The organism is Stenotrophomonas sp. STEN018, assembly GCF_056760235.1.
The window spans coordinates 1-26,074 of the sequence record NZ_JBRREK010000056.1; the positions used below are offsets into that span (position 1 = coordinate 1).

Here is a 26,074-nt window from a genome sequence, read left to right on the forward strand (position 1 = left end):
GCTTACGCCGCTCCTACAAACGCAGGCCGCACCTAGCCATCCAGCTCTCCCTGCGCCTGCAACCACAGCCGGAACCGCCGCAGCGGCTCGCGCTCCTGTCTCGAGCGCAGTCGCGTCAGCCAATAGCGTCCCAACGACAAGGTCTGCGCGAACGGCTGCAACAGCCGGCCCTCGGCAAGGTCCTGCTCGAACATGCGCAGCGGCAGCAGCGCCACGCCAGCACCCGCGGCCGCAGCGCTGGCCAGGGTCAGTGACGAATCAAACACCGCGCCACGCGCTTCAACGCCAGTGACGCCCGCTTGCTGCAACCAACGCGGCCATTCGTCGTTGCGATAGGAACGCAGCAGTGGCACGTTGCCAAGATCACGCGGCTGGCGCAGTTTCCGCGCCACAGCCGGCGCGCACAGCGGCGCGAATGGGGTGTCGACAATCGGCGTGCAATCCTGTCCCTGCCAATCGCCATCGCCAAAACGGATCGCCAGATCCAGCCCTTCGCCAGCCAGATCGATGCGGTTGTTGTGGGTCTGCACGCGCAGCTCGATATCCGGATGCGCAGCCTCGAACTCAGGCAGGCGCGGCAGCAGCCAGCCGGTGGCAAAGGTGCCGACCACGCCCACGGTCAGCACTTCACGGAAGCGCCCGCCGGTGAAGCGATCCAACGCAATCGCGATGCGGTCGAAGCTCTCGGTCAGCACCGGGTACAGCGCCGCCCCTTCGTCGGTCAGGGCCACCCCGCGTGGCAGCCGATGGAACAGGCTCACCTGCAGACGGTCCTCCAGTCCACGGATCTGGTGACTCAAGGCCGCTTGGCTGACGCACAGCTCCAGCGCGGCTCGGGTGAAGTTCAAATGGCGGGCAGCGGCCTCGAAGGCACGCAGGGCGTTGAGCGGCAGCTGGGGTCGGATCATGGCGAAGTCATGACGAAACTTGATGGTCGCCTGCATTATTCCGCGTCTTATGGGCGAATTTCCGTCGGAGACGCAAATTTAACTAATGACTGGCGATGATTATTCGAGATGGTCGGGGGCGGCAGTGGTTGGCAAGATCAGCCCGATCACGCCCATGGAGAGTCTCAATGCTTGCTCGTCGTCAGTTCCTCACGCTTGGCGGTGCCGCCCTGGCCAGTGCATTGACCCCTGCCGCATGGGCACGTACCGGTACCGCCAGCGCGACGCCAGCTCCGGCAGCAGTCAGTAACGCCGACTTCGCAACGCTTGAGAAGGCCAGCGGCGGCCGCCTGGGGGTCTGCCTTTGGAACCCGGTCAGCGGAGCCCGCTATGGGCATCGCTTGGACGAGCGCTTTCCAATGTGCAGCACGGTCAAATTTCCGCTGTCTGCAGCGGTTCTGCGCCGCGCCGACGCAGGCCAGGTGTCGCTGGACCAGCGCGTACCGGTACGCCAGGCCGACATCCTCGACCATTCGCCGTTCACCGAGCGCCACGTCGGCAAGAGCATGACCGTGCGCGATCTGTGCCGGGCGACGATGATCGTCAGCGACAACGCCGCGGCGAACCTGTTGCTGCCGCTGGTTGGCGGCCCGGCCGGGCTTACCGCCTTCCTGCGTGAGCACGGCGACCGCGTCACCCTGAGTGCACGCAACGAGCCCGAGCTCAACCGCTTCGCCCCTGGCGACCCGCGCGACACCACCAGCCCGGCGGCGATGGCCGGCAATCTGCAACGCTTCCTGCTTGGCAACGTGCTCACCGAGGCTTCGCGCCAGCAGCTGGCCGATTGGTTGATCGACAACCAGACCGGTGACGCGCGCCTGCGCGCCGGGCTGCCAACAGGCTGGCGGGTCGGCGACAAGACCGGCAGCAATGGCAGCGACACCAGCAACGACATTGCGGTGCTGTGGCCGCTGGCCGGTGGTGCGCCGTGGCTGTTGGCCAGCTACCTGCAGGGTTCTGCACTGGATGATGACGGCAGGAATGGCATCCTGCGCCAGGTTGGGGAGCTGGCCGGGGCCCGCCTGCGTTGACGACTCCATCGTTGGCGCGGCGGTGGCCGGTAGGCGCGACCCCGCTTGACCGGTGCACAGGAACCAGGCGTCATGAGCAAGGAAGTAATCTATCTGCTGTTGATCTTCGCGCTGCTGGTGATTCCGCGCGCGCTGCAGCGTTTCAATATTCCGGCGCCGCTGACCTGTCTGGTGTTCGGCATCGGCGCGATGCTGTGGCTGGGTGACGGTTCGCATGATCCGGTGGTCAACCTGCTTGCCACCTTGGGTATTTCCTCGCTGTTCCTGTTTGCAGGCCTGGAAGTGGATCTGGCCGATCTGCGCAAGGGCATGTGGCCGCTGCTGACCCATCTGGTGATCCGCAGCGGCACGCTCACCGGCGTGGCCTGGTTGGCATGGCATTACGCAGGCCTGCCGTGGCAGGCAGCGGCCCTGCTGGCGCTGGCGCTGCTGACGCCCTCCACCGGCTTCATCATGGATTCGCTGTCCCAGCTCGGTCTGGATGACGCCGAGCGTTTTTGGGTCAGCAGCAAGGCCATTGCCGGCGAGTTGTTGGCACTGGCTGCCTTGTTCGTGGTGCTGCAGGCCGGCGATCCGGTGCATATGGCGCTGTCGAGCATGGCCTTGCTGGCGATGATGGTCGGCCTGCCATTGCTGTTCATCGCGCTGGGCCGCTGGGTGGCGCCACATGCGCCGGGTTCGGAATTTTCGCTGCTGGTGATGGTCGGCATGCTGGCCGCCTACATCACCTATGGGCTGGGTGTGTACTACCTGGTTGGCGCGTTCATCGCCGGACTGGTGGCGCGCCTGCTGCAGCAGCGCATGCCGTCATTGGCTTCGCACGAGAACCTGCATGCCTTGCGTCTGTTTTCTTCCTTCTTCGTGCCGTTCTACTTCTTCAACTCGGGCACCAAGGTGCCGGCCGAAGCCTTGAGTTTTGAGGCTTTGGGTCTGGGTCTGTTGATCACCCTGGTGGTGCTGCCGCTGCGCATCGCGGTGATCTGGCTGCAACGGCGTTTGCTGTTTGGCGAGAGCTTTCGCACCAGTCTGCGGGTGGCATTGGCGTTGTCGCCGACGCTGATCTTCACCCTGGTACTGGCGGCGATCATGCGCGAGCGTTTTGCGATCTCGCCGGTGCTGTTCGGTGCCTTGCTGTTGTATGCCGCATTGACCACGCTGCTGCCGTCGCTGGTGTTCCGGCGGCCGATGGATGTGGACCCGCTCAGCAACGAGGCTGCTGAAACCGCCGATTCCAATGTCGTAAGAGAAACTGTGGTTGATGCGGGTAATGCAGATGATGCGGTTTCAGATCCGTCATCAGCACCCAACTCTTACGTACCGGAGCGTTGAGCGGCGCTTATCATCCCCATGGCAGGCACGGCTTCGCAATGTAGCGGGCGGGTGGCAAGGGGGTGTTGGTGGATCGGGATAGCTGGCAACAGGTGCGCGAGCTGTTTGACGCAGTGTGTGAACTGCATCCGTCGCAATGGCGGAGTGAGCTTGCGCGCTTGAGTGCGGATCCAGCCGTCATCGCCGAAACACTGGAGCTGCTCGAAGCGCAGACCAGCGAGCTCGGTCGTGCCCTCGATCCAATGCAGCAGTTGATCGTCGCTGCGATTCCTTCCGAACTGAACGAAGGCGATGTCATCGGGCCTTGGCGGCTGTACGAACGGCTGGCCAGTGGCGGCATGGGCATGGTGTTCCGCGCCGAACGTGCTGATGGCCTGTATGCGCAGGAGGTGGCGATCAAAGTCCTGCAGGGCAAGCCCAGTGCGCGCGTGGCTGAGCGTCTGGCCGCCGAGCGGCGCATCCTGGCCAGCCTGCAGCATCCGAATATCGCGCGCCTCTACGACGGCGGTACTACCCCGGGTGGGCATCCGTATCTGGTGATGGAGTACGTACGTGGCGAGGCGCTGGACGTTCACTGCGCGCGCCAGCAGCTGGATCTGCGTCAGCGCTTGCAGCTGTTCCTGAAGGTATGCAGCGCGGTGCAGGCCGCACATGCACGGCTGGTACTGCATTGCGATCTGAAGCCTTCCAATATCCTGGTGCGTGAGGAGGGCGAGCCGGTGCTGCTCGACTTCGGTGTGTCGCGGCTGCTGGGCGACGAGGCCAACGACCCGGGTGCGCAGTTCTTTACCCCAGCCTACGCCGCGCCAGAGCTGCAGTCAGGACTGGCGGTAGGGGTGAGCAGCGATGTCTTCAGTCTGGCTGCGGTATTGAGCGAGCTGCTGGCAGGCAAGGGTGGCAGGCGCGGCGCAGGCGACAGCGGGATTGCGGTGGCCGCTCCCAGTCGGGTCGCTCAGGCCGACTGCCGCTGGCTGCGTGCGCTGCGCGGCGATCTGGATGCCATCGTGGTGCGGGCCGGCGCTTTGCTGCCTGAGCAGCGCTATCCGTCGGTGGAGGCGATGGCTGCCGATGTGCAGCGTTATCTGCAGCATCGGCCGGTGCAGGCACGCAACGGCGGCCGGTTCTATCGCGGCGGACGTTGGCTGCGACGCAACTGGAAGGGGGCGGTGCTGCTGTTGCTGGCGCTGCTGCTTGCAGCCTGGTTTGTGTGGCGTCTGGCGGCCGAACGCGCAGCCGCCGAGCGCGAGGCCAAGATCGCCGAGCAGGTCAGCGGCTTTCTGGTGGAAATGTTCCAGGCCGCTGATCCGCGTGAGAAGGGCGTGCGTGGCGGCGAGGACATCAGCGCCCGTGAGGTGCTGGACCGGGCCGCGTCGCGTATCGACAAGGACCTGGATGCATCGCCGGAAGTACAGGCGCGCTTGAAAGGCGTGATTGGCCTGGCCTACCGCAATGCCGGTGATCTGCGGCGGTCCGATCCGCTGATGTTGCAGGCTGCCGAAGCACTGGCTGCCGCTGGTGGCAACAAGAATCTGGACGAAGCCGCGCGCCTTTTCAACCTGTTGGCGGGCAGCTACTCCAACAACCGCAACGGCGTGGAAGGCGCGAAGCTGGCGCGGCGGGCATTGGCGCTGCTGGGCAAGCAGCCGGCGGACAGCTTCCGAGTCGCCCAGTCCTACAACTCATTGGGGCTGTCGTTGTTGTCCGAGCAGCGCTATGACGATGCCGAGGCTGCTTTCAAGCAGGCGCTGCAGCGTCACCAGGCCGGCAAGCGCGAGCAGTACATTGGTGTGGCATTGGACAACCTGGGCATGATGTACCGGCGCAAGGGCGACCTGGTCGCATCGGCGGCGGCGTTCGACCAGTCCACGCCGATGTTCCTGCGCACCTTTGGCGAGATGTCCTATGACTACTGGGCCAGCAACACCGAACGCAGCTTGATGGTGATGGATCGCGGTGACCTGGATGCGGCCATTGCCGCGTTCGAGGCCAACCTGGCACGTGCGCCGAAGATATTCGGGCAACGAAGCATCTATGTTGTCAGCGAGAACAACCGGCTGGCGCTGGCGCTGATACGCAAGGGCGAGTACGCGCGCGCACGACCGTATGTGGAAACCGCACTGCGGCTGTCGGCGGAGGTCCTGGGCAAGGACAGTTACAACTATTCGTTGATCAGCGAAACCGCCGCGCTGCTTGCGCAGGCGCAGGGCGAGACGGTCGCCGCTGCAGCGAGCTATCGGCAGGCCTTGGCGATACGCACGGCGGCTATTGGCAGGGATCATCCGGATACGCTGGATCTGGAATTGCAACTCGGTCTGTTGCTGGCCGGGCAAGGCGACGCTGCGGGCGATGCCATGGTGCAGCGGGCGCATGCGCTATGGCTGCCGCGTATACCCGCCAGCAGCGCCAATGGCATCCGTGTGCAGCAGGGTTGGGCCGAATGGCTGATTGCCAAGCAGCGGTTGGATGCGGCGGCGCAAACGCTGGATGCCGTACAACCGCTGCTGGCCGGCAGTCCTTATGCGGCGGTACGCCAGCAGGTATTGCGCGCGCGGCTGGCCGAGCAGCGCGGCAATCGCAATGAAGCCGTGCAGCATTGGCAGGCCGCCGTAGCCGCTTCAGAGCCGCTATATGGCAGGGAATCGGCAGTGACTGCGCGATGGCGCAGTGCCTTGCAGACGGCGCGCGGGGTTGCTCAAGGCGCCGCCGCGTTGCCTTGAGTTCGTGTGTGGGCGAGGATCGGGGGATGAAAACCTCATCCTTCTCGAATCTGATCTGCGTTCTGGCCTTGGCCGGCACCGCCGTCCTTCCCGTTTCGGCGATTGCCGCCAGCAACGCGCCGGCAGCAAAGGCGGCAGTTGCGCCGGCCGACCAGTTTCTCGCCGATCTGGCGCACTACTGCGGGCAGGCCTTTGCCGGCCGCATCATCGCCAATCAGCCGCAGTCCAGTGCGCCGGACCCGTTCGATGGCAAGACCCTGGTGATGCATGTGCGCGGCTGCGACAGCCCGCAGCAGGAGCTGCGGGTGCCGTTCCATGTGGGTGACGACCACTCGCGGACCTGGGTGATCAGCCGCACCGACAGCGGTCTGCGCTTGAAGCACGACCACCGCCATGCCGATGGCAGCCCGGACACGGTGACCATGTACGGCGGTGATACCGCGCAGGCCGGCAGTGCAGGGCGGCAGGAGTTTCCGGTCGATGCCGAATCGGTGGCGATGTTCACTGCGAATGGCATGACCGCGTCGTTGCGCAATACCTGGGCGATGGAGCTGGTGCCGGGCAAGCGCTTTGTCTACGAATTGGCGCGTCCGGATGGACGTCTGTTCCAGGTGGAGTTCGATCTGAGCGTGCCGGTGGCGCTGCCGCCAGCGCCGTGGGGCAGCGAGGCCTGAAATGCAGAGGGCGCCGTTGCCGGCGCCCTCTGGTCCACATGGCTTGAGACTCAGCGCCCGCTGAAACGGGCGCGGCAGCCGCCGTTGACCCAGATGCTGTCGCCGTTGAAGCCCCAGTTGCGGCCTTCCACGCAGCGCGTGTCGGAGGCCTGCTGGACGATGACCGGGCGGCCTTGGCGGCGATCCCAGGCGCAGGTGTTCAAGCGGTTGCTGTTGCTATGGCAATCCACGAAGTAGTTGTTGCCACCCCAGCCGCCGCCATTGCCGCCACCACCACGGCCCTCAGCGAATTCGCCACGGCAGCCGCCGTTGACCCATACCGCGCCATTGCTGCTGCCCCAGTTGCGGCCTTCCACGCAGCGCGTATCGGAGACCTGGCGCACCAGTACCGCGTTGCGCCAGCCGGTGTTACAGACCACATGGCGGTTGCTGTTGCTGTCGCAGCGGATGGTCTGGTTGCCATTGCCCGGGCCGCCGCCCCAGCCACCACCGCCACCACGGCCTTCGGCAAACTCGGCGCGGCAACCGCCGCTGACCCAGACGCTGCCGTTGTTGCTGCCCCAGTTGCGGCCTTCGGTGCAGCGGGTATCGGAAACCTGGCGGACCAGCACCGCACTGCGCCAGCCGGTATTGCAGACCTGCTGGCGGTTATTGTTGCTGTCGCAGCGGATGGTGCGGTTGCCATTGCCATTGCCGTTCCAGCCGCCCTGGCCACCACCCCAGCCGCCGCGGCCCTCGCTGAACTCGGCGCGACAGCCATTGCTGACCCAGACATTGCCGTTGCTGCTGCCCCAGCTGCGGCCCTCGGTGCATTGGGCCTTGGACAGCTGGCGGGTCAGCACGGCGTTGCGCCAGCCGGTGGCGCAGACACGCTGGCGCTGATCAACGCTTTCACAGCGGACGGTGCCGCTCTGGTTGCCGTCCGGGTAGCCCGATTGGGCTGCTGCGGGGGACGGGCTCATGGCTAGCCCCAACAGGGAAGCCAGGCCGGCAAGCAGGAGGTGACGGTTCATGACGGCTTCCCTGTTCAGGTTTGGACGCGGAACTATAGGCGCAATCTCACTTAAGGCGGCGTGACTGATGGGGCGGATTTGCTCCAACCCCCGCTGAGCGCCAAAATACGGGGCTACCCGGCACCGTTTCGTGCCGGGCCCCCTGCGGAGCTTTCCATGCGTACCCATTTCTGCGGCCTGGTCGACGAGACCCTGATCGGCCAAACCGTGACCCTCGCCGGCTGGACCGACGTTGCCCGTAACCTCGGCGGCGTCTGCTTCATCGACCTGCGCGACCACGAAGGCATCGTCCAGGTCACCGTTGAACCGGACAACGCCGAGGTCTTCGCCGTCGCCGCCAGCCTCGGTTACGAGGACGTGCTGCAGGTCGAAGGCGTGGTGCGCGCGCGTCATGCGGTCAACGACAAGATCCGCAGCGGCAAGGTGGAAGTGATCGCCACGCGCATCAGCATCCTCAACAAGGCCGCGCCGCTGCCGTTCCATGCGCATGAGAACCCGGGCGAAGAAACCCGCCTGAAGTACCGCTACCTGGACCTGCGCCGCCCGGAAATGCAGCGCATGCAGCGCACCCGCATCAAGCTGGTGCAGGCGCTGCGCCGTCATCTGGACGAGCGTGGCTTTCAGGACATTGAAACCCCGATCCTGACCAAGGCCACCCCGGAAGGCGCGCGCGACTTCCTGGTGCCGGCACGCATGCACCCGGGCGAGTTCTACGCCCTGCCGCAGAGCCCGCAGCTGTTCAAGCAGATCCTGATGGTGGCCGGCTTCGACCGCTACTACCAGGTCGCGCGCTGCTTCCGCGATGAAGCGCTGCGCGCCGACCGCCAGCTGGAGTTCACACAGCTGGACATGGAGTTCGCCTTCGTCCGCGAGAGCGACATCCAGGACTTCGTCGAAGGCATGATCCGCTCCATCTTCAAGGAAGTGGTGGACGTGGAGCTGGCTGCACAGTTCCCGCGCATGACCTGGGCCGAGGCGATGCGTCGCTTTGGTTCGGACAAGCCGGACCTGCGCATCGCGCTGGAGCTGGTGGACGTGGCCGAACTGGTCAAGACCAGCGAATTCCCGGTGTTCACTGCTGCCGCCAATGATGCCGACGGCCGCGTGGCCGCACTGCGCATTCCGGGCGGCGCCACGCTCAGCCGCAAGCAGATCGACGAGTACGCCGCCCATGCCGCCAAGTACGGTGCCAAGGGTCTGGCTTACATCAAGATCGCCGAGAACGGCGAGGTCAGCTCGCCGATCCAGAAGTTCTTTGCCGAAGACGCCTTCGCTGCGCTGCTCAAGCACATTGGTGCCGGCAATGGCGACATCGTGTTCTTCGGTGCCGGCGGCTACAACAAGGTCTCCGACTTCATGGGCGCACTGCGTCTGAAGGCCGGCAAGGACTTTGGTCTGGTTGCCAATACCTGGGCACCGCTGTGGGTCACCGACTTCCCGATGTTCGAGTGGGACGAGGAGGCGCAGCGTTACGTCGCCCTGCATCACCCCTTCACCGCACCGGCGGTGGACGATGTGGCGGACCTGCGTGCGCATGCCAAGACCGCGGTCTCCCGCGGTTACGACATGGTGCTCAACGGCAACGAAATCGGCGGCGGCTCGATCCGTATCCATCGCCCGGAAATGCAGAGCGCGGTGTTCGAGCTGCTCGGCATTGACGCTGAAGAAGCCCGCGCCAAGTTCGGCTTCCTGCTGGACGCGCTGAACTACGGCGCGCCGCCGCACGGCGGCATCGCTTTCGGTATCGACCGTATTGCCGCGCTGATGGCTGGTACCGAGTCGATCCGTGACGTGATCCCGTTCCCGAAGACCACCGGCGCACAGTGCCTGATGACCGATGCACCGTCGCCGATCGCCGACGCGCAGCTGGCCGAAGTACACGTGCAGGTGCGTCCGCGCGCCGACAAGGCCTGAGTCTTGGCAGCGAACGCCAGCATCCGTCGCGCTACCCCCGATGATGCTGGCGTGCTGTGCGCGCTGGCCGAACGTACCTTCGTGGAGACGTTCGGCCACCTGTATCCGCCGCAGGACCTGGCCGATTACCTGGCCACGGCCTATCCGCAGCAACTGCAGCGGCAACAGCTGCAGTCCGGTGACTACGCGGCGTGGTTGCTGGAAGTGGAAGGTGAGGCCATCGGCTTCGCCTTCGCCGGTCCCTGCGGTCTGCCGCATGCTGATGCCAGTGCAGCCGACGGTGAGTTGAAGCGCCTGTACGTGCTGAGCCAGTACCAGGGCGGCGGTCGCGGTGGATTGTTGTTCGATGCAGCCCTGCAGTGGCTGCAGGTTCCGGGGCGCACGCTGTGGATTGGCGTGTGGTCGGAGAATTTCGGTGCGCAGCGTTTCTATGCACGGCATGGTTTTGAGCAGGTCGGTGCCTATGAGTTCCCGGTTGGCAGCGTGCGCGACAATGAGTTCATTCTGCGGCGGCTTGCTGGCTGATTGAGCTGGGCAGGGTTGGTCTGCGGGTGGAATAGAGGGGCGGCTTCCTGTGAGGAGGTTTCCTTGGCCTTTCCGCTGCTGTCTGCTTCGCGGCTGACGCCGCTCCTACAAACAACGTCATGGCTGCGTTGCTGTGGTTCTTTCATGCTGCTGCGTCTAGGCAGGTATGAGGAAACGTTTTGACGAAGCGCAGTTGATCGACTTCCTGCTTGAAGCCGGTACTGCAGCTTCGCTGCAGGCGCTGTGCAGGAAGCATGGTTTCAGTGAAGCCTCGTATGTCCTGCTGCGGCGGGCCTGTGGCGGCACGCGCGCGCTGCATGCGCGGCAGTTGCGTCGTCTGGAGCGGGAAAACCACCGGCTCAAGGCCTTGCTGGATATGCAACTGCTGGAGCGTGAGCGGATCAGGCAGGCTTTGCTGCAGCCGCTCTGAGTTGCCAACGCGCGCCGCAGGCGGTCTGCGGCGCGTGCTTGTCAGCGACTGAGCTCGGTCTCGCCTGCCGCGTTGGTATGTGCCGAGATCTTGTGCAGGGCGTTCAAGGCTTCAACGAAGCCGGTGCTGTCATTGCTGCGGAACACGCCGGAAACACGCAGTTCGCCCAGCGCCGCATCGTTGATCCGCAACGGGCTGCCACCGTAGCGGTTGAACTCTGCTATCGCCGCCCGCAGTGGCAGGTTTTCGAACACCAGCTGGCCGTCGATCCAGGCCGGTGCGCTGCCGCCGTGGAAGCTCTGTACCTGTGGCGCATTGCCAGGGGTCATATGCGCGCGCTGCCCGGGACTGAGCGTGGCTACGGCGGCGGCGCTGTCGTCGGCCGCGGCGGCGCGTAGCTGTACCTTGCCTTCGAACAGGGTTACGTCGAGGCCGTTGTCCAGCCGATATACCTCGAACTGGGTGCCGACCGCACGTACGCTGCCCTGTGCTGTATCCACGGTCAGCGGGCGCGCGCTGTCGGCCGCAACCTTGAAGAAGGCGCGGCCTTGATCCAACTCAATGCGCCGCTGCTGTCTGCTGTAGCGCACGCGCAACGTGGTGCCGGTGTCCAGATCAATCTGGGTGCCATCGTCGAGGGTGATGCTGCGCTGCTCGCCGATCGCGCTGGCATAGCGTTGTTCGCTTGTTGGCGCCGGGGCAAATACCCGCCAACCAATAACCACCGCAGTCAGCGCCGCAGCGCAGGCCGCCAGCCATTGCAGGCGGCGCGGTCGGCGTTGCAGCTGCGGTCTGGCTTGCTCCGCAGCTGCAGCGGGAATCGCCGCCAGACGCTGGCTGATCTCGGGCGTGGCTGAAAAATCGCTCAGCATCGTCCACATGCGCTCGACCCGTTCATAGGCAAGCCGATGTGCAGGATCGGCGTCCAGCCAGATCTGGTGCTCGGCCTGTTCGTGCTCGCTCAGTTCATCGGCGTGCAAGCGTGCAAACCACGTCGCTGCCTGGGTGCGGATGGGATCGGCGTCTGCAACGACTTCCAGCTTGGTTTCTTTCATGGTTGCTCCAAACGCGAGCCGAAGTGGAGCAGGGCACGCATCATTTGTTTTTCGACAGCACTGACGCTGATGCCCAATTGGCTGGCGATGGCGCCGTAGGTCAGGCCGTCATAGCGATGCAGTAAAAATACCTGCTGGCAACGTGGTGGTAGATCATCCAGTACCTTCAAAAAAGTCTGCAGGCGCTCGCGGTCCTGGTAGACGCGCTCACCACATACCGTTTCGGTAGGCCAGCCCTCGGCGTTCTCGTCGATGGGTACATGTTGGCCGGCATGGTGGGTACGGTCGCGGCGGTAGCGATCGCGCAGCAGGTTGCCTGCTATCGTCATCAAATAGGCTTCGACATTGTTGACCTTGTCGGCCTGCGGGTCGCGCATCATCCGCACCAGGGTTTCCTGGGTCATGTCTTCAGCGTCTTCAACCGAGCCCAGGTGGTTCCTGAAGTAACGCATCAAGCGGGGGCGGTACTGTTGCGCCATGGCGCCCGCGTCCCGGAGGCTGTCGGGTGGAGGCTGAACGGGCGGCAGGGCGGCGGTCATTGGCAGGCGTTGACAGTCTGAAGTGACACGCGCAGCTTGGGCTAGTGCCAGTGATTCTGCCAGATGAGGGGTTTGGCACTTGTTGCGTCTGTACAGGGGGTTGCCGGCTCGGTGCCAGTCCGGTTGTCACTTGGAGAAGGGATGATTGCCAGCGCAGGTCGCGGAAACCAGCGGGTGAGGGGCGGCGGGCGTGGCGTGCTGCGCTGGCTGATGCTGTGCCTGGTTTTGTCGGCCGCGCCTGCTTGGGCACAGACCAGTACCCCGACCCGCGGTTACAGCCAGCCCCGGCAACCCTTGCAGCAGGCGTTGGCGCAACTGGCATCCACCTCGGGTCTGCAGATACTGATGGCGCCACAGATGGTGGGTGGCAAGATCGCGCCTGCTTTGAACGGACGCTACAGCGTCGCCCAGGCACTGCAGCAGCTGCTCGCCGGCAGCGGCCTGAGCTATCGGTTGACCAGCAGCGGGGTTATCACCATTGTCCAGGCAACGACAGCTCCTGTCGCCACGGCGCCCAAACCAGCGCAGCCGGTAGCAATGCCTGCCGTGGCAAGCTCGTTGGCCTCGCTGCAGGTCACCGGCTCACGGATACGCCGCAGCGAGTTCGAGGGCCCGGCACCGGTGACTGTCATCAGTGCCGAGCAGATGCAGCGCGATGGTTACTTCAGCTTGACCGACGCGTTGGCTGTGAATGGCTTGAGCGACTACGGCGCCGAATCGCAGGGTGGCGGTGGGCGCTTTTCGGCCAATGCGCAGCCCTTGAACCTGCGCGGCCTGGGCCCGGGCAGGGCGCTGATTCTGGTCGATGGCCGGCGTTTGCCGGATTACCCGTTTCCCTCGAACGGTCGCAGCAATTTCCAGAGTCTGGGCAGCATTCCCTTGGCCAGTGTTGAGCGGGTGGAGCTGATGACGGGCGGTGCCTCGGCCATCTACGGTGCCGATGCGATTGCCGGCGTGGTCAATATCGTGCTCAAGCAACCGGGTAGTGGTTCGCAGGTCCGTTTGCGCACCGGTACCAGCAGCCAAGGTGGCGGCGACCGTTTTGATCTGCAGTGGTCTGCCGGGCGCGGCGGCGAGAACTGGGGGCTGAGTTACGCCGTGCAATATTCGGCTGCCGAGATGTTGCGCGGCGCGCAGCGCGATCTGCAACGTGGCAGCGGCAATGCAGGCGCGCCGATGAATCCCGAGCTCGGGCTTGGTTTTGTGCGCGCCGGCGGTACAGCTCAAACGCTGGTGGCGCTGCCGCGCGATGTCTGTGCGCGCTGGCAGGGCGAGTTTGTCGATTGGGATTTCGTCGCGCCTGCAAACGCCGCATCAGCGCTGCAGGGGCGTGGCTGCGGAACCTGGCGCAATGCCGGCTATACGTCGCTGATGGACGGCGTGCAGGAGGTGTCTGGCCAGCTGCACGCGCAGTGGACCCTGTCACCCCGCACCCAGGCGTGGGCGAGTCTGCAGTTGTGGCATGCACGCAGTGAATTGGCCAGCGGCTTTGAGACCATCACCGGGCCGCATTCGGCCAGTACCAGCAAGGTCAACCAGATCTACGATCCGCGCTTCGGTTACCTCTCCCCACTGCGTGTGCTTACCCCGCAGGAAGTGGGCGGGCTGGATGCGATGACCGATCACTACAGGGAACGAATGTGGGATCTGGCATTGGGTCTGCAAGGACGTTACGGGCAGCGCTTGGACTGGAGTCTGACTGCCAGCCGTTCGGACTATCGGGTGCAGCGTGATCGGCGCCGTTTGCTGGGCGACAAGGTGAATGCGTTCTTCTTTGGTCCAGCAACGGGGATGACCGATGACGGCGTCATCATCCAGCCCTTGGATCTGCAGCATTGGTATCGCCCGATCACGCCTGGCGAATACCTGGCCATGTCGAGCAACGTGCACTACGACGCGCTGACCGAGGTGGATGAAGCGTCCTATGTTGTTTCCGGCGCCATCGCCGATCTTCCTGCCGGCAGCTTGGCCATGGCGCTGGTGGTGGAGGCCAGTCGGCAACGTTACCGGCTGCGGAACACGCCATCGGTGCTGCCTTTGCAGATGGATATCTACAACCTCACCGGCAGCGTGGGGGAAGGGGTGCGTGATCGCTATGCGGTAGGAGTTGAGCTGAGCGTTCCGCTGACCAAGGCCATCAAGGCCAGTGCGGCCGGCCGTGTGGACAGGTACGACGATGCAGTTGCCCTGGCCACCGCGCGCACCTGGAGTGCGGGCCTGGAGTGGCGGCCGACGCGCAGCCTGCTGTTGCGTGCCAGCCACGCCACCAGTTTCAAGATGCCGGACATGCATTGGGTATTCACTGATGGGGGTGGCAGCTTTGGCACGGCGATCGATGCAAGGCGCTGTATTGTTGCCGGCGTAAATCCCGGCTGCGCTGGTTATGAAGCGGAGTTTCTGACCCGGACCTACCGCAACCCGGAACTGGGCGCGGAGACCGGCACCTCGACCACGGCGGGTTTTGTCTGGGACGCAGGCAATGCAATGTCGATCAGCATGGACTATTGGGACGTCAGCAACGAAGGCGGCATCGGTCGTATCTCGCCGGGGCTGCTGCTGCGCGATGAGGCTGAGTGTGCCACCGGCCTGCGCCTGGACGGCAGGCCCAGTCTGCTGGATCTGCGCTCCTGGGAATGCCGCAGGGCGCGCTCGCGGGTGGTGCGTAGTGGTGCGCAGGGCGATGGGCGCATCGTCATGGTCGAATCAACGGCGGCCAACCAATCCGAGCAGCGCATCCGCGGCATCGACGCGGTGCTGGATTGGCGCCTCAGCAGCGACATCGGTGATTTCAAACTGCACACGACCTGGTCACACACCTTCTGGGGCCAGCGCCGGGTGCGCTCACCGGGCACCTTGCATGATCAATGGCGCGCGTCGCAGTGGGAGTCGGGTGAAAACCTGGCATTCCGCAGCAACCTGCGTGCCAGTCTGGGTTGGCAGGGGCAGGCTGGCTGGTCCGCCAATCTGTTCGGCATCCGCTACGGCCGCTTGCCGCGTGTTGATGGCCAAGGTCGGATAAAGCCGCTGTTGTTGTGGAACGCTAATGTCGGCAAGCAGATCAGCGAGCGCGCAACAGCGACCCTGTTCATCAACAATCTGTTCAACACAGCGCCGCCGCGTGACAGCAGCAATGACCAGTTTCCGTACTATTACGACGAGGTCTACAGCGCGGTAGGGCGGCAGTTGGCGCTGCAGTTGGATTGCAACTTCGACTAAAGAGCGTGTCGCTGCCCGTTGTGGTGGGCAAGGCCGATGGCGGAAACTGCGCGCATGTCCTGGCAGAACTCCCCGCGTCCCCGTGTGCTGATCCTGCACGGCATCTGGAACACCCGCTCCTGGCTGTTGCCGCTGGCCTGGCGGCTGCGCACGCAGGGTTTTGCGGTCGATACGTTTGGCTACGCCAGCGTGTTTGGCGGGCCCGAGCAGGCGGTGCCGCAACTGGTGAAACGTTTGCGCACGGGAGGGCAGGTGTCGCTGGTCGGGCACAGTCTGGGGGGCTTGGTCGCGCTGGAGGCGTTGCGGCAGGTGCCGACGTTGGAAGTGCCACGGGTGGTTTGCCTTGGCTCGCCGCTATGCGGCAGCGGCACCGCCCGCTCGATGGCCGAGCATGGTTGGTCGGCGGCCTTGGGGCGTAGCAGCGATCTGTTGTTGCACGGGCTGCCGGACTGGCAGGGGCAGGCCGAGGTTGGCCTGATAGCCGGTTCGGTGGCACATGGGCTGGGAGCGATGATGGGCGCGCTGGATGGCGAATCCGACGGCACCGTGGGTCTGGCCGAAACCCGACTGCCGGGTCTGGCCGACCACTGCGTGGTGCCGGTCAGCCATAGCGGCCTGGTGTTGTCGCCGGAGGTGGCCACGCTGACTGCCGGCTTCCTGCGCCAGGGGCGGTTCCCGACGGTTGCCACCGCAACCGGCTGATGACGGGGGCTGGGCGGGGGATCAGGTAGAATTACCGTCCTGTTCCTGACAGATGTACGGTATTCCCATGGGTCGAGGTCCTTCCATCGAAGGCCGCAAAAACGCGAATGACGCGAAACGCGGCAAGATTTTCACCAAAATCATCCGGGAGATCAGCGTTGCTGCCCGTGGTGGCGGAGGCGACCCAAACAACAACCCACGTCTGCGCACCGCGATGGACAAGGCCTTGAGCGCGAACATGACCAAGGATGTCATTGAGCGTGCGATCAAGAAGGCCACCGGTGAGCTGGAAGGCGTCGAGTACGAAGAAGTGCGCTACGAGGGCTATGCCCCGGGCGGCATCGCCGTGATCGTCGACTGCCTGACCGACAACCGTGTGCGCACCGTGGCCGACGTACGCCATGCTTTCAGCAAGTGCGGCGGCAACATGGGCACCGAAGGCTCGGTGTCGTTCATGTTCAAGCGGCTCGGCGTGCTGAGCTTCGCGCCGGGTGCGGATGAGGAAACCATCACCGAGGCGGCGATCGAGGCCGGTGCCGACGATATCGCGGTCTATCCAGAAGACGGCTCGATCGACGTCATCACCGCGCCGGAAGCCTTCCAGTCGGTGAAGGATGCGATGGCTGCCGCCAAGCTGGTACCGGACCACAGTGAAATCACCTTCCGTGCCGACAACGACGTCGCCGTCGATGCCGACACCGCCGTGCAGGTGAAGAAGCTGCTGGACATGCTCGAAGACCTGGACGATGTGCAGGACGTGTATTCCAACGTTGATCAGGCTGGGCTGGAGCAGGCCTGACGGCCCGCCCGGTCCCACCGGGTGAGACGGCGTCCGGCCATGCTGGGCGCCGTTTTTTACTGGTAGAGGCTCAATGACCCGCATCCTTGGCATAGACCCTGGCTCGCAGCGTACCGGCGTCGGCATCATCGACATCGACGCCAACGGCCGTGCCCGCCACGTTCATCACGCGCCACTGGTACTGCTGGGTGCGGCGGATTTTCCGCAGCGGCTGCGGCTGCTGGCGCACGGGCTGCATGCCTTGATCGAGGAGTTCCAGCCGCAGGAAGTGGCGATCGAAAAGGTGTTCATGGCCAAGAACGCCGATTCGGCCCTGAAGCTGGGGCAGGCACGCGGCGCGGCGGTGTGTGCGGTGGTGATGCGCGACCTGCCGGTCAGCGAATACGCCGCCACCGAGATCAAGCTGGCCGTGGTCGGTCGCGGCGGCGCGGAAAAGCAGCAGGTGCAGCATATGGTGGGTTTGATGCTGAACCTGCAGGGCAAATTACAGGCAGACGCCGCCGATGCACTGGCGGTGGCCATAACCCATGCGCATGTCCGCGCCACCGCCAATCGGCTGGGGGTGGATGTGCGCCAGGCTTGGAGTCGCAAATGAGGTTTTTCGCATGATTGGTCGACTGCGCGGCATCCTTGCCCATAAGGCCCCGCCGTGGCTGGTGATCGACGTCAATGGCGTGGGTTATGAGCTGGAGGCGCCGATGAGCACCTTCTACGACCTGCCCGATGTCGGTCGCGAGATCATCCTGTTCACCCATTACGCGCAGAAGGAAGACAGCGTCTCGCTGTATGGCTTCCTGCGTGAGGGCGAGCGGCGGCTGTTCCGTGATGTGCAGAAGGTGACGGGCATCGGCGCCAAGATCGCGCTGGCAGTGCTGTCCGGGGCCAGCGTGGACGAGTTCGCGCGGCTGATCCAGACCGGCGATGTCACCGCGCTGACCCGTATTCCCGGTATAGGCAAGAAGACCGCCGAGCGTATGGTGGTCGAACTGCGTGACCGTGCAGCCAATTTCACCGGTGGCGGCGCACCGATTGCCGGTGCGCTGGGCAACGATGCAGTGTCCGAGGCGACAGTGGCGTTGCAGCAACTGGGCTATAAACCGGCAGAGGCCGCCAAGATGGCGCGTGATGCCGGTGCCGAGGGCGATGATGTCGCCACCGTCATCCGTAAAGCGCTGCAAGCGGCGTTGCGTTAACCCTTTCGGCAGTACGACGCCAACCTGAGATCGCCATGTCCCAAGCTTCTTCCACGTCTGAATCTTCCACCCAAGGTCATGGCCACAGCCAGGGCGGCGGCGCTGCCGGCGGCATGGCGCTGGTCGTCGGCGCCATTGGCGTGGTGTTCGGCGATATCGGCACCAGTCCGCTGTACACCTTGAAGGAGGCGTTCTCGCCGCATTACGGCCTGAGCAGCGACCATGACACCGTGCTGGGCGTGCTGTCGCTGGCGTTCTGGGCGCTGAACATGGTGGTCACGCTCAAGTACGTGACCATCATCATGCGCGCCGACAACGATGGCGAGGGCGGCATCATGGCCTTGATGGCGCTGGCCCAGCGCACCCTGCGCAATGGTTCGCGCTCGGCCTATGTGGTCGGCATCCTCGGCATTTTCGGTGCCTCACTATTCTTCGGCGACGGCGTGATTACCCCGGCCATTTCGGTATTGGGTGCGGTCGAGGGCCTGGAAGTCGCGGCGCCGGGGTTGGGCCACTTCGTGGTGCCGATCACCTTGGTGGTGCTGGCGGCGGTGTTCGCCGCGCAGCGCTTTGGCACCGAAAAGGTGGGCAAGGTGTTCGGGCCGGTGATGACGATCTGGTTCCTGTCACTGGCCGCGATCGGCATCTGGAACGTGATTGCCGCACCGGAAGTGCTCAAGGCCTTCAATCCGCTGTGGGCGGCGCGCTTCTTCATGGAACATGGCTGGCACGGCCTCTTCATCCTCGGCGCGGTGGTGCTGGCGGTGACCGGTGGTGAAGCGCTGTATGCGGACATGGGCCACTTTGGTGCGCCGCCGATCCGCCATGCCTGGTATTTCTTCGTGCTGCCATGCCTGGTGCTCAACTATCTGGGGCAGGGCGCGCTGGTGCTGCAGCGCCCGGACGCGGTGGCCAATCCGTTCTTCGAGGCGGTGCCGGAGTGGGCGCTGATACCGATGATCCTGCTGGCAACAATGGCGGCGGTGATTGCCAGCCAGTCAGTGATCACCGGTGCGTTCTCGGTGTCGCGGCAGGCGATGCAGCTGGGTTACATCCCGCGCATGCGCATCCTGCATACCTCGCACGACACCATCGGCCAGATCTATATCCCAGGCATCAACTGGGGCCTGGCGGTGATGGTGTTCGGATTGGTGCTGGCGTTCCGCAGCTCCAGTAATCTGGCCGTGGCCTACGGTATCTCGGTGTCGGGCACGATGCTGATCGACACCTTGCTGCTGGCGCTGGTGGCACGAGTACTGTGGCCGCGTGCGCGCCACGCCATCGTCGCCTTGTGCGTGGTCTTCCTTTTCATCGACCTTGGCTTTGTGATCGCCAATGGCGCCAAGCTGCTGCAGGGAGCCTGGTTCCCGCTGGTGCTTGGGCTGGTGCTGTTCACGATGATGCGCACCTGGCGGCGTGGCCGCGAGCTGCTGCGTGATGAGATCCGCAAGGACGGTATCCGTCTGGACACATTCTTGCCGGGTTTGATGCTGGCGCCGCCAGTGCGGGTGCCGGGCACGGCGGTGTTCCTGACTGCCGACCCGACCGTGGTCCCGCATGCGCTGATGCACAACCTCAAGCACAACAAGGTGCTGCACGAGCGCAATGTGTTCCTGCACGTGGAAACCCTGCCGATGCCGTATGCGGCCGAGGGCCAGCGCCTGCGCATCGATTCGGTGGGTGATGAGTTCTACCGTGTCTACGTGCGCTATGGCTTCATGGAAACGCCGGATATTCCGCTGGCGCTGATGCGCTCCTGCGACCATGGCGGCATCTATTTCGACCCGATGGATACCACCTTCTTCGCCAGCCGCGAGACCATCGTGGCCAGCGCCAACCGTGGCATGCCGATCTGGCGCGACAAGCTGTTCGCCTTCATGCATCGCAACGCGGCGCCTGCCACCGGCTTCTTCCGCATACCGGGCAACCGGCTGGTGGAATTGGGCGCGCAGGTGGAAATCTGATCGGATGCGACGTGCTTGGCGCATAATTGCGATATGACTGACGACCGCATCATCGGCGCCGGCGCCACCCGCGAGGATGACGCCGCTGACGCCAGCATCCGCCCGCGCAGTCTGGCCGATTACCTCGGCCAGGCACCGGTGCGCGAGCAGATGGATATCTACATCCAGGCTACCAAGGCCCGCCGCGAGGCCTTGGATCACGTGCTGATCTTCGGCCCGCCGGGGCTGGGCAAGACCACGCTCAGCCATGTGATCGCCAATGAGTTGGGTGTGGCGCTGCGCGTCACCTCCGGCCCGGTGATCGAAAAAGCCGGTGATCTGGCCGCGCTGCTGACCAATCTGCAGCCGCATGACGTGTTGTTCATCGACGAAATCCATCGTCTTTCGCCGGTGGTCGAGGAAGTGCTGTACCCGGCGATGGAGGATTTCCAGATCGACATCATGATCGGCGACGGCCCGGCCGCGCGCTCGATCAAGCTGGATCTGCCGCCGTTCACGCTGATTGGCGCCACCACCCGCGCCGGCCTGCTGACCGCGCCGTTGCGCGATCGTTTCGGCATCGTGCAGCGGCTGGAGTTCTATTCGGCCGAGGAGCTGACCCGCATCGTGCGGCGTTCGGCAGCCATCCTCGGCATCGATTGCAGTGCCGAAGGCGCTGGTGAGATCGCCCGCCGTTCGCGCGGCACCCCGCGTATCGCCAACCGCCTGCTGCGGCGCGTGCGCGATTACGCCCAGGTCAAGGCCGCCGGGCATATCGACCAGGCCGTGGCGCAGGCCGCGATGCAGATGCTGAAGGTCGATCCGGAAGGCTTCGATGAGCTGGATCGACGCATGCTGCGCACCTTGGTGGAATATTTCGATGGTGGTCCGGTTGGGGTCGAATCGATGGCTGCGGCGCTTTCCGAGGAGCGCGGCACGCTGGAAGACGTGGTCGAGCCGTTCCTGATCCAGCAGGGCTTCCTGGTGCGCACCGCCCGCGGGCGCATGGCCACCAACAAGGCTTACCGCCATCTGGGCCTCAAACCCAAGGCGGCACCGGCGCCGGTGGACCTGTTCGCGGAGCAACGCGATGACGAATGAGTCTCGGTTCAGTTGGCCGACACGCATTTACTGGGAAGATACCGACGCTGGCGGCGTGGTGTACCACGCCCGCTATGTGGCCTTCATGGAGAGGGCAAGGACCGAATGGATGCGCGCCCTCGGCTATGGTCAGGAAACCATGCGTTGCGGTGACGGCCAGGTATTCGTGGTCCGTGCCATGAACCTGGATTTCCTGAAGCCGGCCAAGCTGGACGATGCGCTGACCACCACGGTGGAACTGCTGCAATGCCGGCGGGCCAGCCTGCTGATGGCGCAGGCGGTGATGCGCGATGACCAGGTGCTGGCGACGGCGCAGGTCCGCCTTGCCGCCGTCGGGGCCCGCGACTTCCGTCCGCAGGCACTCGATGACACGCTTTACGCAGTACTGAAACCCCTTCAAACACAACCCGCTTAAGCAACACTGAGGAAGATCGGATGATCGCTTTGCTTCTGGCCCTGCAGGCCACCGTGACCGAGGCCCTGCCAGCCGACGTCAGCGCCGCCGCCGCGCAGACCGTGGCGCAGGCCAGCCATGGCGGCGGCATCAACTACCTGGACCTGATGATCAAGGCCAGTATCCCGGTCAAGCTGATCGTGCTGCTGCTGTTGGCCGGCTCGTTCATCAGCTGGGTGATCATTTTCCGCAAGGCCCGTGTGTTCAAGGCCGCCGACAACGAGGCCAGCGACTTCGAGAACCGCTTCTGGTCAGGCGCCGACCTCGGCAAGCTGTATTCCTCGGCCACCGACCGCAACCGTCAGGTTGATGGCCTGGAAGCCATCTTCGAAGCCGGTTTCCGCGAATACTCGCGGCTGCAGGGCCGTCGCGCCTTTGATGGCCGCACCCAGCTGGAAGGCGCGCAGCGCGCCATGCGCACCACCTATGCCCGCGAAGTGGACGGGTTGGAGCGCAATCTGGAATTGCTGGCCAATATCGGTTCCACCGCCCCGTATGTGGGTCTGGTCGGCACCGTGTTCGGCATCATGGTGACCATGCACGACATGATCAGCAGCGGTGAGCAGGCTGGTATCGCCTCGGTTGCGCCGGGTATTTCCGAAGCCCTCTTTGCCACCGCGATCGGTCTGTTCGTGGCGATCCCGGCGGTGTGGGCCTACAACCGCTTTACCACCCGTGTCGAGCGACTGTCGGTGCGCTATGAAACCTTCGCCGAGGAGTTCAGCTCCATCCTGCAGCGCCAGCAGAGCGGCAGCGACGAGTAAGTGCGCCAGCGCCTTCCTCTGACCGCAGGAGCCCATCTATGACCGCCGCCATTCCCCGCCGCAAGCGCCGCAAGCTCAAGTCCGAGATCAACGTCGTGCCGTACATCGACGTGATGCTCGTGCTGCTGATCATCTTCATGGTGACCGCGCCGCTGCTGACCCTCAGTTTTGAGGTCGACCTGCCCAGTTCCACCGCCAAGGCGTTGGAGAGCAAGCAGGACCCGATCGTGGTCTCGGTACGTGCCGATGGCCAGATGAGCCTGAAGCTGCCTGAAGCCAAGGACCCGCAAGCCATGGATGCCGCCGCGCTGCAGGCGCAGCTGAGCGCCTTGGCTTCGCAGGACAAGGCGTTGCGGGTGATCGTGGCCGCAGACAAGAGCGTGGCCTATGAAAAGGTCATGGACGCCATGGACGTGATCAAGGCCGCGAAGATCGAAAAGGTGGGTCTGGCGACCGATGCACGCTGACGCACTGCCACCGCCGCACGACAACCGCAACGAGTGGGGCCTGCCGGTCGTACTGGCACTGCTGGTACACCTGTTGGTAGCGGCGATTTTCATCATTGCCTGGGTTTGGTCGCCTTCGCGCAGCACCGAAGCTGCCGCCGGCGACCCGGCGCTGGAAGCCAACATGCAGCTGTCCGCCGCCGAAGCCTCGGCCGCGCGGCAGGCCCTGCGCGCCTCGGAAAAACTGCCTGATCTGCCCGAGCCGGTGGAAGAGGCGCAGCCCGAACCGGTGCCGGAAGATACCGTGCCGCCGCCGCAGCCCATCCCCGAGCCCAAGCCGCAGGACGCGCCCACCCCGCAGCAGCACAACGCCCAGGAGCGCATTGCCCAGCCGGACACTGTTGACCAGGAGCGGGTCAGCGCGCTGGCCATCTCGCAGGAGAAGGCCAAGCAGGAGCAGGAAGCCAAGCGTCGCCAGGAGCAGATCGACCTGACCGAGCGCAAGCGCGTGGAAGAGGCCGAGCAGAAGCTGCGTCTGGCCAAGCAGCAGGAAGAGGCGGACCGTAAGAAGATCGCCGACCAGCAGCGCCAGGCCAGTGAGACCCAGGCCGAGCAGGAACGCCAGCAGAAGATCGCTGAGATCCGCCGCAAGCGCGAGCAGGCCGAGCGCGAGGCCAAGCTGGCCGAGCAGCGCCTGCGTCAGGTGGCTGATGCCCGCGCCCGTGCGCAGGCGTCGTCGACCAGCAGCGGCACCAGCGGGCCAAGCACGCCGTCGCCAGGGCAGGGCGGTACCAGCAATGACCTGACCGCCAAGTATGCTGCAGCGATCCAGCAGGCCGTGCTCAATCAGTGGATACGTCCGGACTCGATTCCGCGCGGCCAGCGTTGCCGGCTGACCATCCGTCAGTTGCCGGGCGGTGAGGTGATGGACGTCGAATTCGGGGCTGGTTGCCCTTATGACGAAGCCGGCAAACGTTCGGTCGAGGCCGCTGTGCGTCGCGCGCAGCCGCTGCCCTACCGGGGCTTCGAATCGGTGTTCCAGCGCAACTTGAACTTCAACTTCGAGGCGCAGGATCGCTGAGTAGCCGGGTTCCTTCCGGCGGTTTGTTTTCAATGGAAACCTTTTAACCGGGGTGGTTTTACGGCGGATGAAGAAATTTCACGCAATAGTTCGTTCATGATTGCGAAAGTATTCATCTTGCTGCTGCTATCCCTTTTTATCTTCGCCCGTACTGTTGAGCGCCCCATGAAGAAAATGCCTCGCTGGCTGCTTGCCCTCACTGCCCTGTTGTTGCCGATTGCGGCGATGGCACAGCAGAAGGGACTGGAAATCGACATCATTGGCGGCAACGCATCGGCTACGCCGATCGCGGTTGTGCCGATGGCCTATCAAGGCTCGGCCGGTGCGCCGCAGACCGACGTGGCCGCCGTGGTCCGTGCCGACCTGGACCGTTCCGGCCAGTTCCGCAACCTGCCCGAAGCGCAGATCGCTGAGCGCCCGAGCCGTGGCAGCGAGGTGCAATACCCGACCTGGCGCGCGCTGAAGCAGGACTACCTGGTAGTCGGGCGGGTGCAGGACGCCGGTGCCGGCGCATACCGTGTGGAGTACGAACTGTTCGACGTGGCCAAGGGTGAGCGCATGCTCGGCCTGGCGATGACCGCACGTTCCAGCGCCATGCGTGATGTCGCCCATCAGATGGCCGACGCGATCTACGAAAAGATCACCGGTGTGCGTGGCGCCTTCTGGACCCGCATCGCCTACATCACCGCCAGCGGCAGCGGCGCCAATATGCGCTATGCGCTGATGGTGGCCGATTCCGACGGTTACAGCCCGCAGACCATCGTGCGCTCGGCCGAGCCGCTGCTGTCGCCGAGCTGGAGCCCGGACGGCCGCAAGCTGGCCTATGTCAGCTTCGAGCGCGGCAACTCGTCCATCTATGTGCAGGACATTGCCACCGGTGGCCGTGAACTGTTGACCAGCTTCCGTGGCATCAACAGCGCGCCGTCGTTCTCGCCGGATGGCCGCCGCCTGGCGCTGGCCTTGTCGCGCAGCGGCAACCCGGAAATCTACGTGATGGACCTGGGTAGCAAGCAGCTGACCCAGCTGACCAACCACTTTGGCATCGACACCGAGCCGACCTGGTCTGCCGATGGCAGCTCGGTCTACTTCACCTCCGATCGCGGCGGCCGCCCGCAGATCTACCAGGTGGCCTCCACTGGCGGCAGCGCCAGCCGGGTGACCTTCCAGGGCAACTACAACGCCAAGGCCAGCGTATCCTTTGACGGCAAGAAGATCGCTGTTGCACAAGGGGCTGGCAGCAGCTACAAGATCGCGATGATGGACAGCAGTCTGGGTTCGGCGCGCTGGAGCACGCTGTCGCCGGGTTCGCTGGACGAATCGCCGAGCTTTGCGCCCAACGCGAGCATGATTCTGTACGCCGCTCGTGAAGGTGGGCGTGGTGTGTTGTATGAAGTGTCGGCCGATGGCCGGGTGCGTCAGCGCCTGGTGCTGGCCGATGGCGATGTGCGCGAACCGGCATGGGGTCCGTACCGCACTGCGCGTTGATAAAATGTTAATCTCTGCAAGCATTAATCCCAACATTGGCCAGGAGCCACTAGGTATAGCCATGAACAAGTCAACTCGTGTTTTGCTCGTTTCGCTGCTGTCGGTAGTCGCACTGGCTGGCTGCTCGAAGAAGGTCAAGGAACAGCCGGCGCAGCCGTCGGTTGATAACGGCTCGAGCACCACCCAGCCGACCGGCCCGTCCACCTCCGGCCTGTACGGCCCGGGCGATCTGGACACCGACGCCTGCCTGCGTCAGCGCGTCGTTTACTTCGACCTGGACCAGGATTCGGTCAAGCCGGAGTTCCAGGCCATCATGGCTTGCCACGCGAAGTACCTGCGTGACCGTCCGTCCTCGCGCATCACCCTGCAGGGCAACACCGACGAACGCGGTAGCCGCGCTTACAACCAGGCACTGGGCGAGCGTCGTGGTAACGGCGTGAACTCGGCTCTGCAGGCCAACGGTGGTTCGGCTTCGCAGCTGACCGTCGTGTCCTATGGCGAAGAGCGTCCGGTGTGCACCGATTCGAACGAGTCCTGCTGGTCGCAGAACCGTCGCGTCGAAATCGTCTACACCGCGCAGTAATCGATGCGCATCAGCCTCAAACTGATGCTGGTGGTCGCGGCGGGCCCAGGGGGGTGCCGGCCCCCCCGGCGACCACCGCGCCAGATTTTATGACGCGGGGGGCGGGGGGGAAACCAAAGGAGAACACAAAAGT

24 protein-coding genes are annotated in these 26,074 nt (G+C 64.5%); 20 read left to right on the plus strand and 4 right to left on the minus strand.

All coding sequences use genetic code 11. The features are described from left to right. Positions 1-32: 32 nt before the first annotated feature. A complete protein-coding gene (locus ACVOMB_RS17505; protein WP_481532345.1) occupies positions 33-908 on the minus strand; it encodes a LysR family transcriptional regulator in 876 nt (291 codons plus the stop codon). Positions 909-1,075: 167 nt separating this feature from the next. On the opposite strand from ACVOMB_RS17505, the gene blaCESS reads away from it, so the two are divergent. From blaCESS to ACVOMB_RS17525, 4 genes are all read left to right on the plus strand, one after another. Continuing rightward, on the plus strand, positions 1,076-1,978 hold the full coding sequence (gene blaCESS, locus ACVOMB_RS17510; protein WP_481532346.1) for a CESS family extended-spectrum class A beta-lactamase: 903 nt from the start codon (positions 1,076-1,078) through the stop codon (positions 1,976-1,978). A gap of 72 nt (positions 1,979-2,050) precedes the next feature. Continuing rightward, complete coding sequence (locus ACVOMB_RS17515) at positions 2,051-3,307, plus strand: cation:proton antiporter (protein WP_481532347.1); 1,257 nt, start codon at positions 2,051-2,053, stop codon at positions 3,305-3,307. Positions 3,308-3,375: 68 nt separating this feature from the next. Next, positions 3,376-6,024 (plus strand): serine/threonine-protein kinase, encoded by a 2,649-nt coding sequence (locus tag ACVOMB_RS17520; protein WP_481532348.1) that lies wholly within the window; start codon positions 3,376-3,378, stop codon positions 6,022-6,024. 26 nt (positions 6,025-6,050) lie between these two features. After that, complete coding sequence (locus tag ACVOMB_RS17525) at positions 6,051-6,698, plus strand: hypothetical protein (RefSeq protein ID WP_481532349.1); 648 nt, start codon at positions 6,051-6,053, stop codon at positions 6,696-6,698. A 50-nt stretch (positions 6,699-6,748) separates the two neighbouring features. On the opposite strand, the gene ACVOMB_RS17530 is transcribed toward ACVOMB_RS17525, so the two are convergent. Then, the gene (locus tag ACVOMB_RS17530) at positions 6,749-7,879 is read right to left on the minus strand and encodes a DUF3011 domain-containing protein (RefSeq protein ID WP_481532350.1); all 1,131 of its coding nucleotides are present in this window, start codon (positions 7,877-7,879) and stop codon (positions 6,749-6,751) included. On the opposite strand from ACVOMB_RS17530, the gene aspS reads away from it, so the two are divergent. From aspS to ACVOMB_RS17545, 3 genes are all read left to right on the plus strand, one after another. Further along, positions 7,868-9,625: an aspartate--tRNA ligase gene (gene aspS / locus ACVOMB_RS17535; protein ID WP_481532351.1), complete on the plus strand. Its 1,758-nt coding sequence runs from the start codon at positions 7,868-7,870 to the stop codon at positions 9,623-9,625. The genes ACVOMB_RS17530 and aspS overlap by 12 nt on opposite strands. Before the next feature lie 3 nt (positions 9,626-9,628). Beyond that, complete coding sequence (locus tag ACVOMB_RS17540) at positions 9,629-10,150, plus strand: N-acetyltransferase family protein (RefSeq protein WP_481532352.1); 522 nt, start codon at positions 9,629-9,631, stop codon at positions 10,148-10,150. Between the two features lie 166 nt (positions 10,151-10,316). Beyond that, entirely contained in the window at positions 10,317-10,580 is a 264-nt protein-coding gene (locus ACVOMB_RS17545; protein ID WP_481532353.1) for a transposase, read from the plus strand. 41 nt (positions 10,581-10,621) lie between these two features. Here ACVOMB_RS17545 and ACVOMB_RS17550 read toward each other — a convergent pair whose 3' ends face one another. Both ACVOMB_RS17550 and ACVOMB_RS17555 read right to left on the minus strand, forming a co-directional pair. Beyond that, positions 10,622-11,635 (minus strand): FecR family protein, encoded by a 1,014-nt coding sequence (locus ACVOMB_RS17550; RefSeq protein ID WP_481532354.1) that lies wholly within the window; start codon positions 11,633-11,635, stop codon positions 10,622-10,624. After that, positions 11,632-12,114, minus strand: a complete 483-nt coding sequence (locus ACVOMB_RS17555; RefSeq protein WP_481532355.1) for an RNA polymerase sigma factor — start codon at positions 12,112-12,114, stop codon at positions 11,632-11,634. Before ACVOMB_RS17555 ends, ACVOMB_RS17550 begins: the two co-directional genes overlap by 4 nt. A 201-nt stretch (positions 12,115-12,315) precedes the next feature. Here ACVOMB_RS17555 and ACVOMB_RS17560 point away from each other — a divergent pair, with 201 nt between their 5' ends. The 13 genes from ACVOMB_RS17560 to pal all read left to right on the plus strand — a co-directional run bounded on the left by ACVOMB_RS17560 (position 12,316) and on the right by pal (position 25,941). After that, positions 12,316-15,390 carry a TonB-dependent receptor domain-containing protein gene (locus ACVOMB_RS17560; protein WP_481532356.1) on the plus strand — a complete coding sequence of 1,025 codons (3,075 nt, stop codon included), beginning with the start codon at positions 12,316-12,318 and terminating at the stop codon, positions 15,388-15,390. Positions 15,391-15,444: 54 nt separating this feature from the next. Beyond that, positions 15,445-16,092, plus strand: a complete 648-nt coding sequence (locus ACVOMB_RS17565) for an esterase/lipase family protein (RefSeq protein ID WP_481532357.1) — start codon at positions 15,445-15,447, stop codon at positions 16,090-16,092. 67 nt (positions 16,093-16,159) lie between these two features. Beyond that, entirely contained in the window at positions 16,160-16,891 is a 732-nt protein-coding gene (locus ACVOMB_RS17570) for a YebC/PmpR family DNA-binding transcriptional regulator (protein WP_481515766.1), read from the plus strand. 73 nt (positions 16,892-16,964) lie between these two features. Continuing rightward, positions 16,965-17,486 (plus strand): crossover junction endodeoxyribonuclease RuvC, encoded by a 522-nt coding sequence (ruvC, locus tag ACVOMB_RS17575; protein WP_282269162.1) that lies wholly within the window; start codon positions 16,965-16,967, stop codon positions 17,484-17,486. 10 nt (positions 17,487-17,496) lie between these two features. Beyond that, complete coding sequence (ruvA, locus tag ACVOMB_RS17580; protein WP_481532358.1) at positions 17,497-18,084, plus strand: Holliday junction branch migration protein RuvA; 588 nt, start codon at positions 17,497-17,499, stop codon at positions 18,082-18,084. 113 nt (positions 18,085-18,197) lie between these two features. Next, the gene (locus ACVOMB_RS17585) at positions 18,198-20,048 is read left to right on the plus strand and encodes a potassium transporter Kup (protein ID WP_481532365.1); all 1,851 of its coding nucleotides are present in this window, start codon (positions 18,198-18,200) and stop codon (positions 20,046-20,048) included. Positions 20,049-20,081: 33 nt separating this feature from the next. Further along, positions 20,082-21,128, plus strand: coding sequence for a Holliday junction branch migration DNA helicase RuvB (gene ruvB / locus ACVOMB_RS17590; protein WP_481532359.1), 1,047 nt, complete (start codon positions 20,082-20,084; stop codon positions 21,126-21,128). Further along, positions 21,118-21,543, plus strand: coding sequence for a tol-pal system-associated acyl-CoA thioesterase (gene ybgC / locus ACVOMB_RS17595; RefSeq protein WP_282269154.1), 426 nt, complete (start codon positions 21,118-21,120; stop codon positions 21,541-21,543). Before ruvB ends, ybgC begins: the two co-directional genes overlap by 11 nt. A 20-nt stretch (positions 21,544-21,563) precedes the next feature. After that, a complete protein-coding gene (gene tolQ, locus ACVOMB_RS17600) occupies positions 21,564-22,346 on the plus strand; it encodes a protein TolQ (RefSeq protein ID WP_481532360.1) in 783 nt (260 codons plus the stop codon). 38 nt (positions 22,347-22,384) lie between these two features. Continuing rightward, complete coding sequence (gene tolR / locus ACVOMB_RS17605) at positions 22,385-22,813, plus strand: protein TolR (protein ID WP_481532361.1); 429 nt, start codon at positions 22,385-22,387, stop codon at positions 22,811-22,813. Further along, positions 22,803-23,873 (plus strand): cell envelope integrity protein TolA, encoded by a 1,071-nt coding sequence (gene tolA, locus ACVOMB_RS17610; RefSeq protein ID WP_481532362.1) that lies wholly within the window; start codon positions 22,803-22,805, stop codon positions 23,871-23,873. Before tolR ends, tolA begins: the two co-directional genes overlap by 11 nt. A gap of 165 nt (positions 23,874-24,038) precedes the next feature. Next, the gene (tolB, locus tag ACVOMB_RS17615) at positions 24,039-25,358 is read left to right on the plus strand and encodes a Tol-Pal system beta propeller repeat protein TolB (protein WP_481532363.1); all 1,320 of its coding nucleotides are present in this window, start codon (positions 24,039-24,041) and stop codon (positions 25,356-25,358) included. 61 nt (positions 25,359-25,419) lie between these two features. Beyond that, positions 25,420-25,941 carry a peptidoglycan-associated lipoprotein Pal gene (pal, locus tag ACVOMB_RS17620; protein ID WP_481532364.1) on the plus strand — a complete coding sequence of 174 codons (522 nt, stop codon included), beginning with the start codon at positions 25,420-25,422 and terminating at the stop codon, positions 25,939-25,941. Positions 25,942-26,074 lie beyond the last annotated feature (133 nt).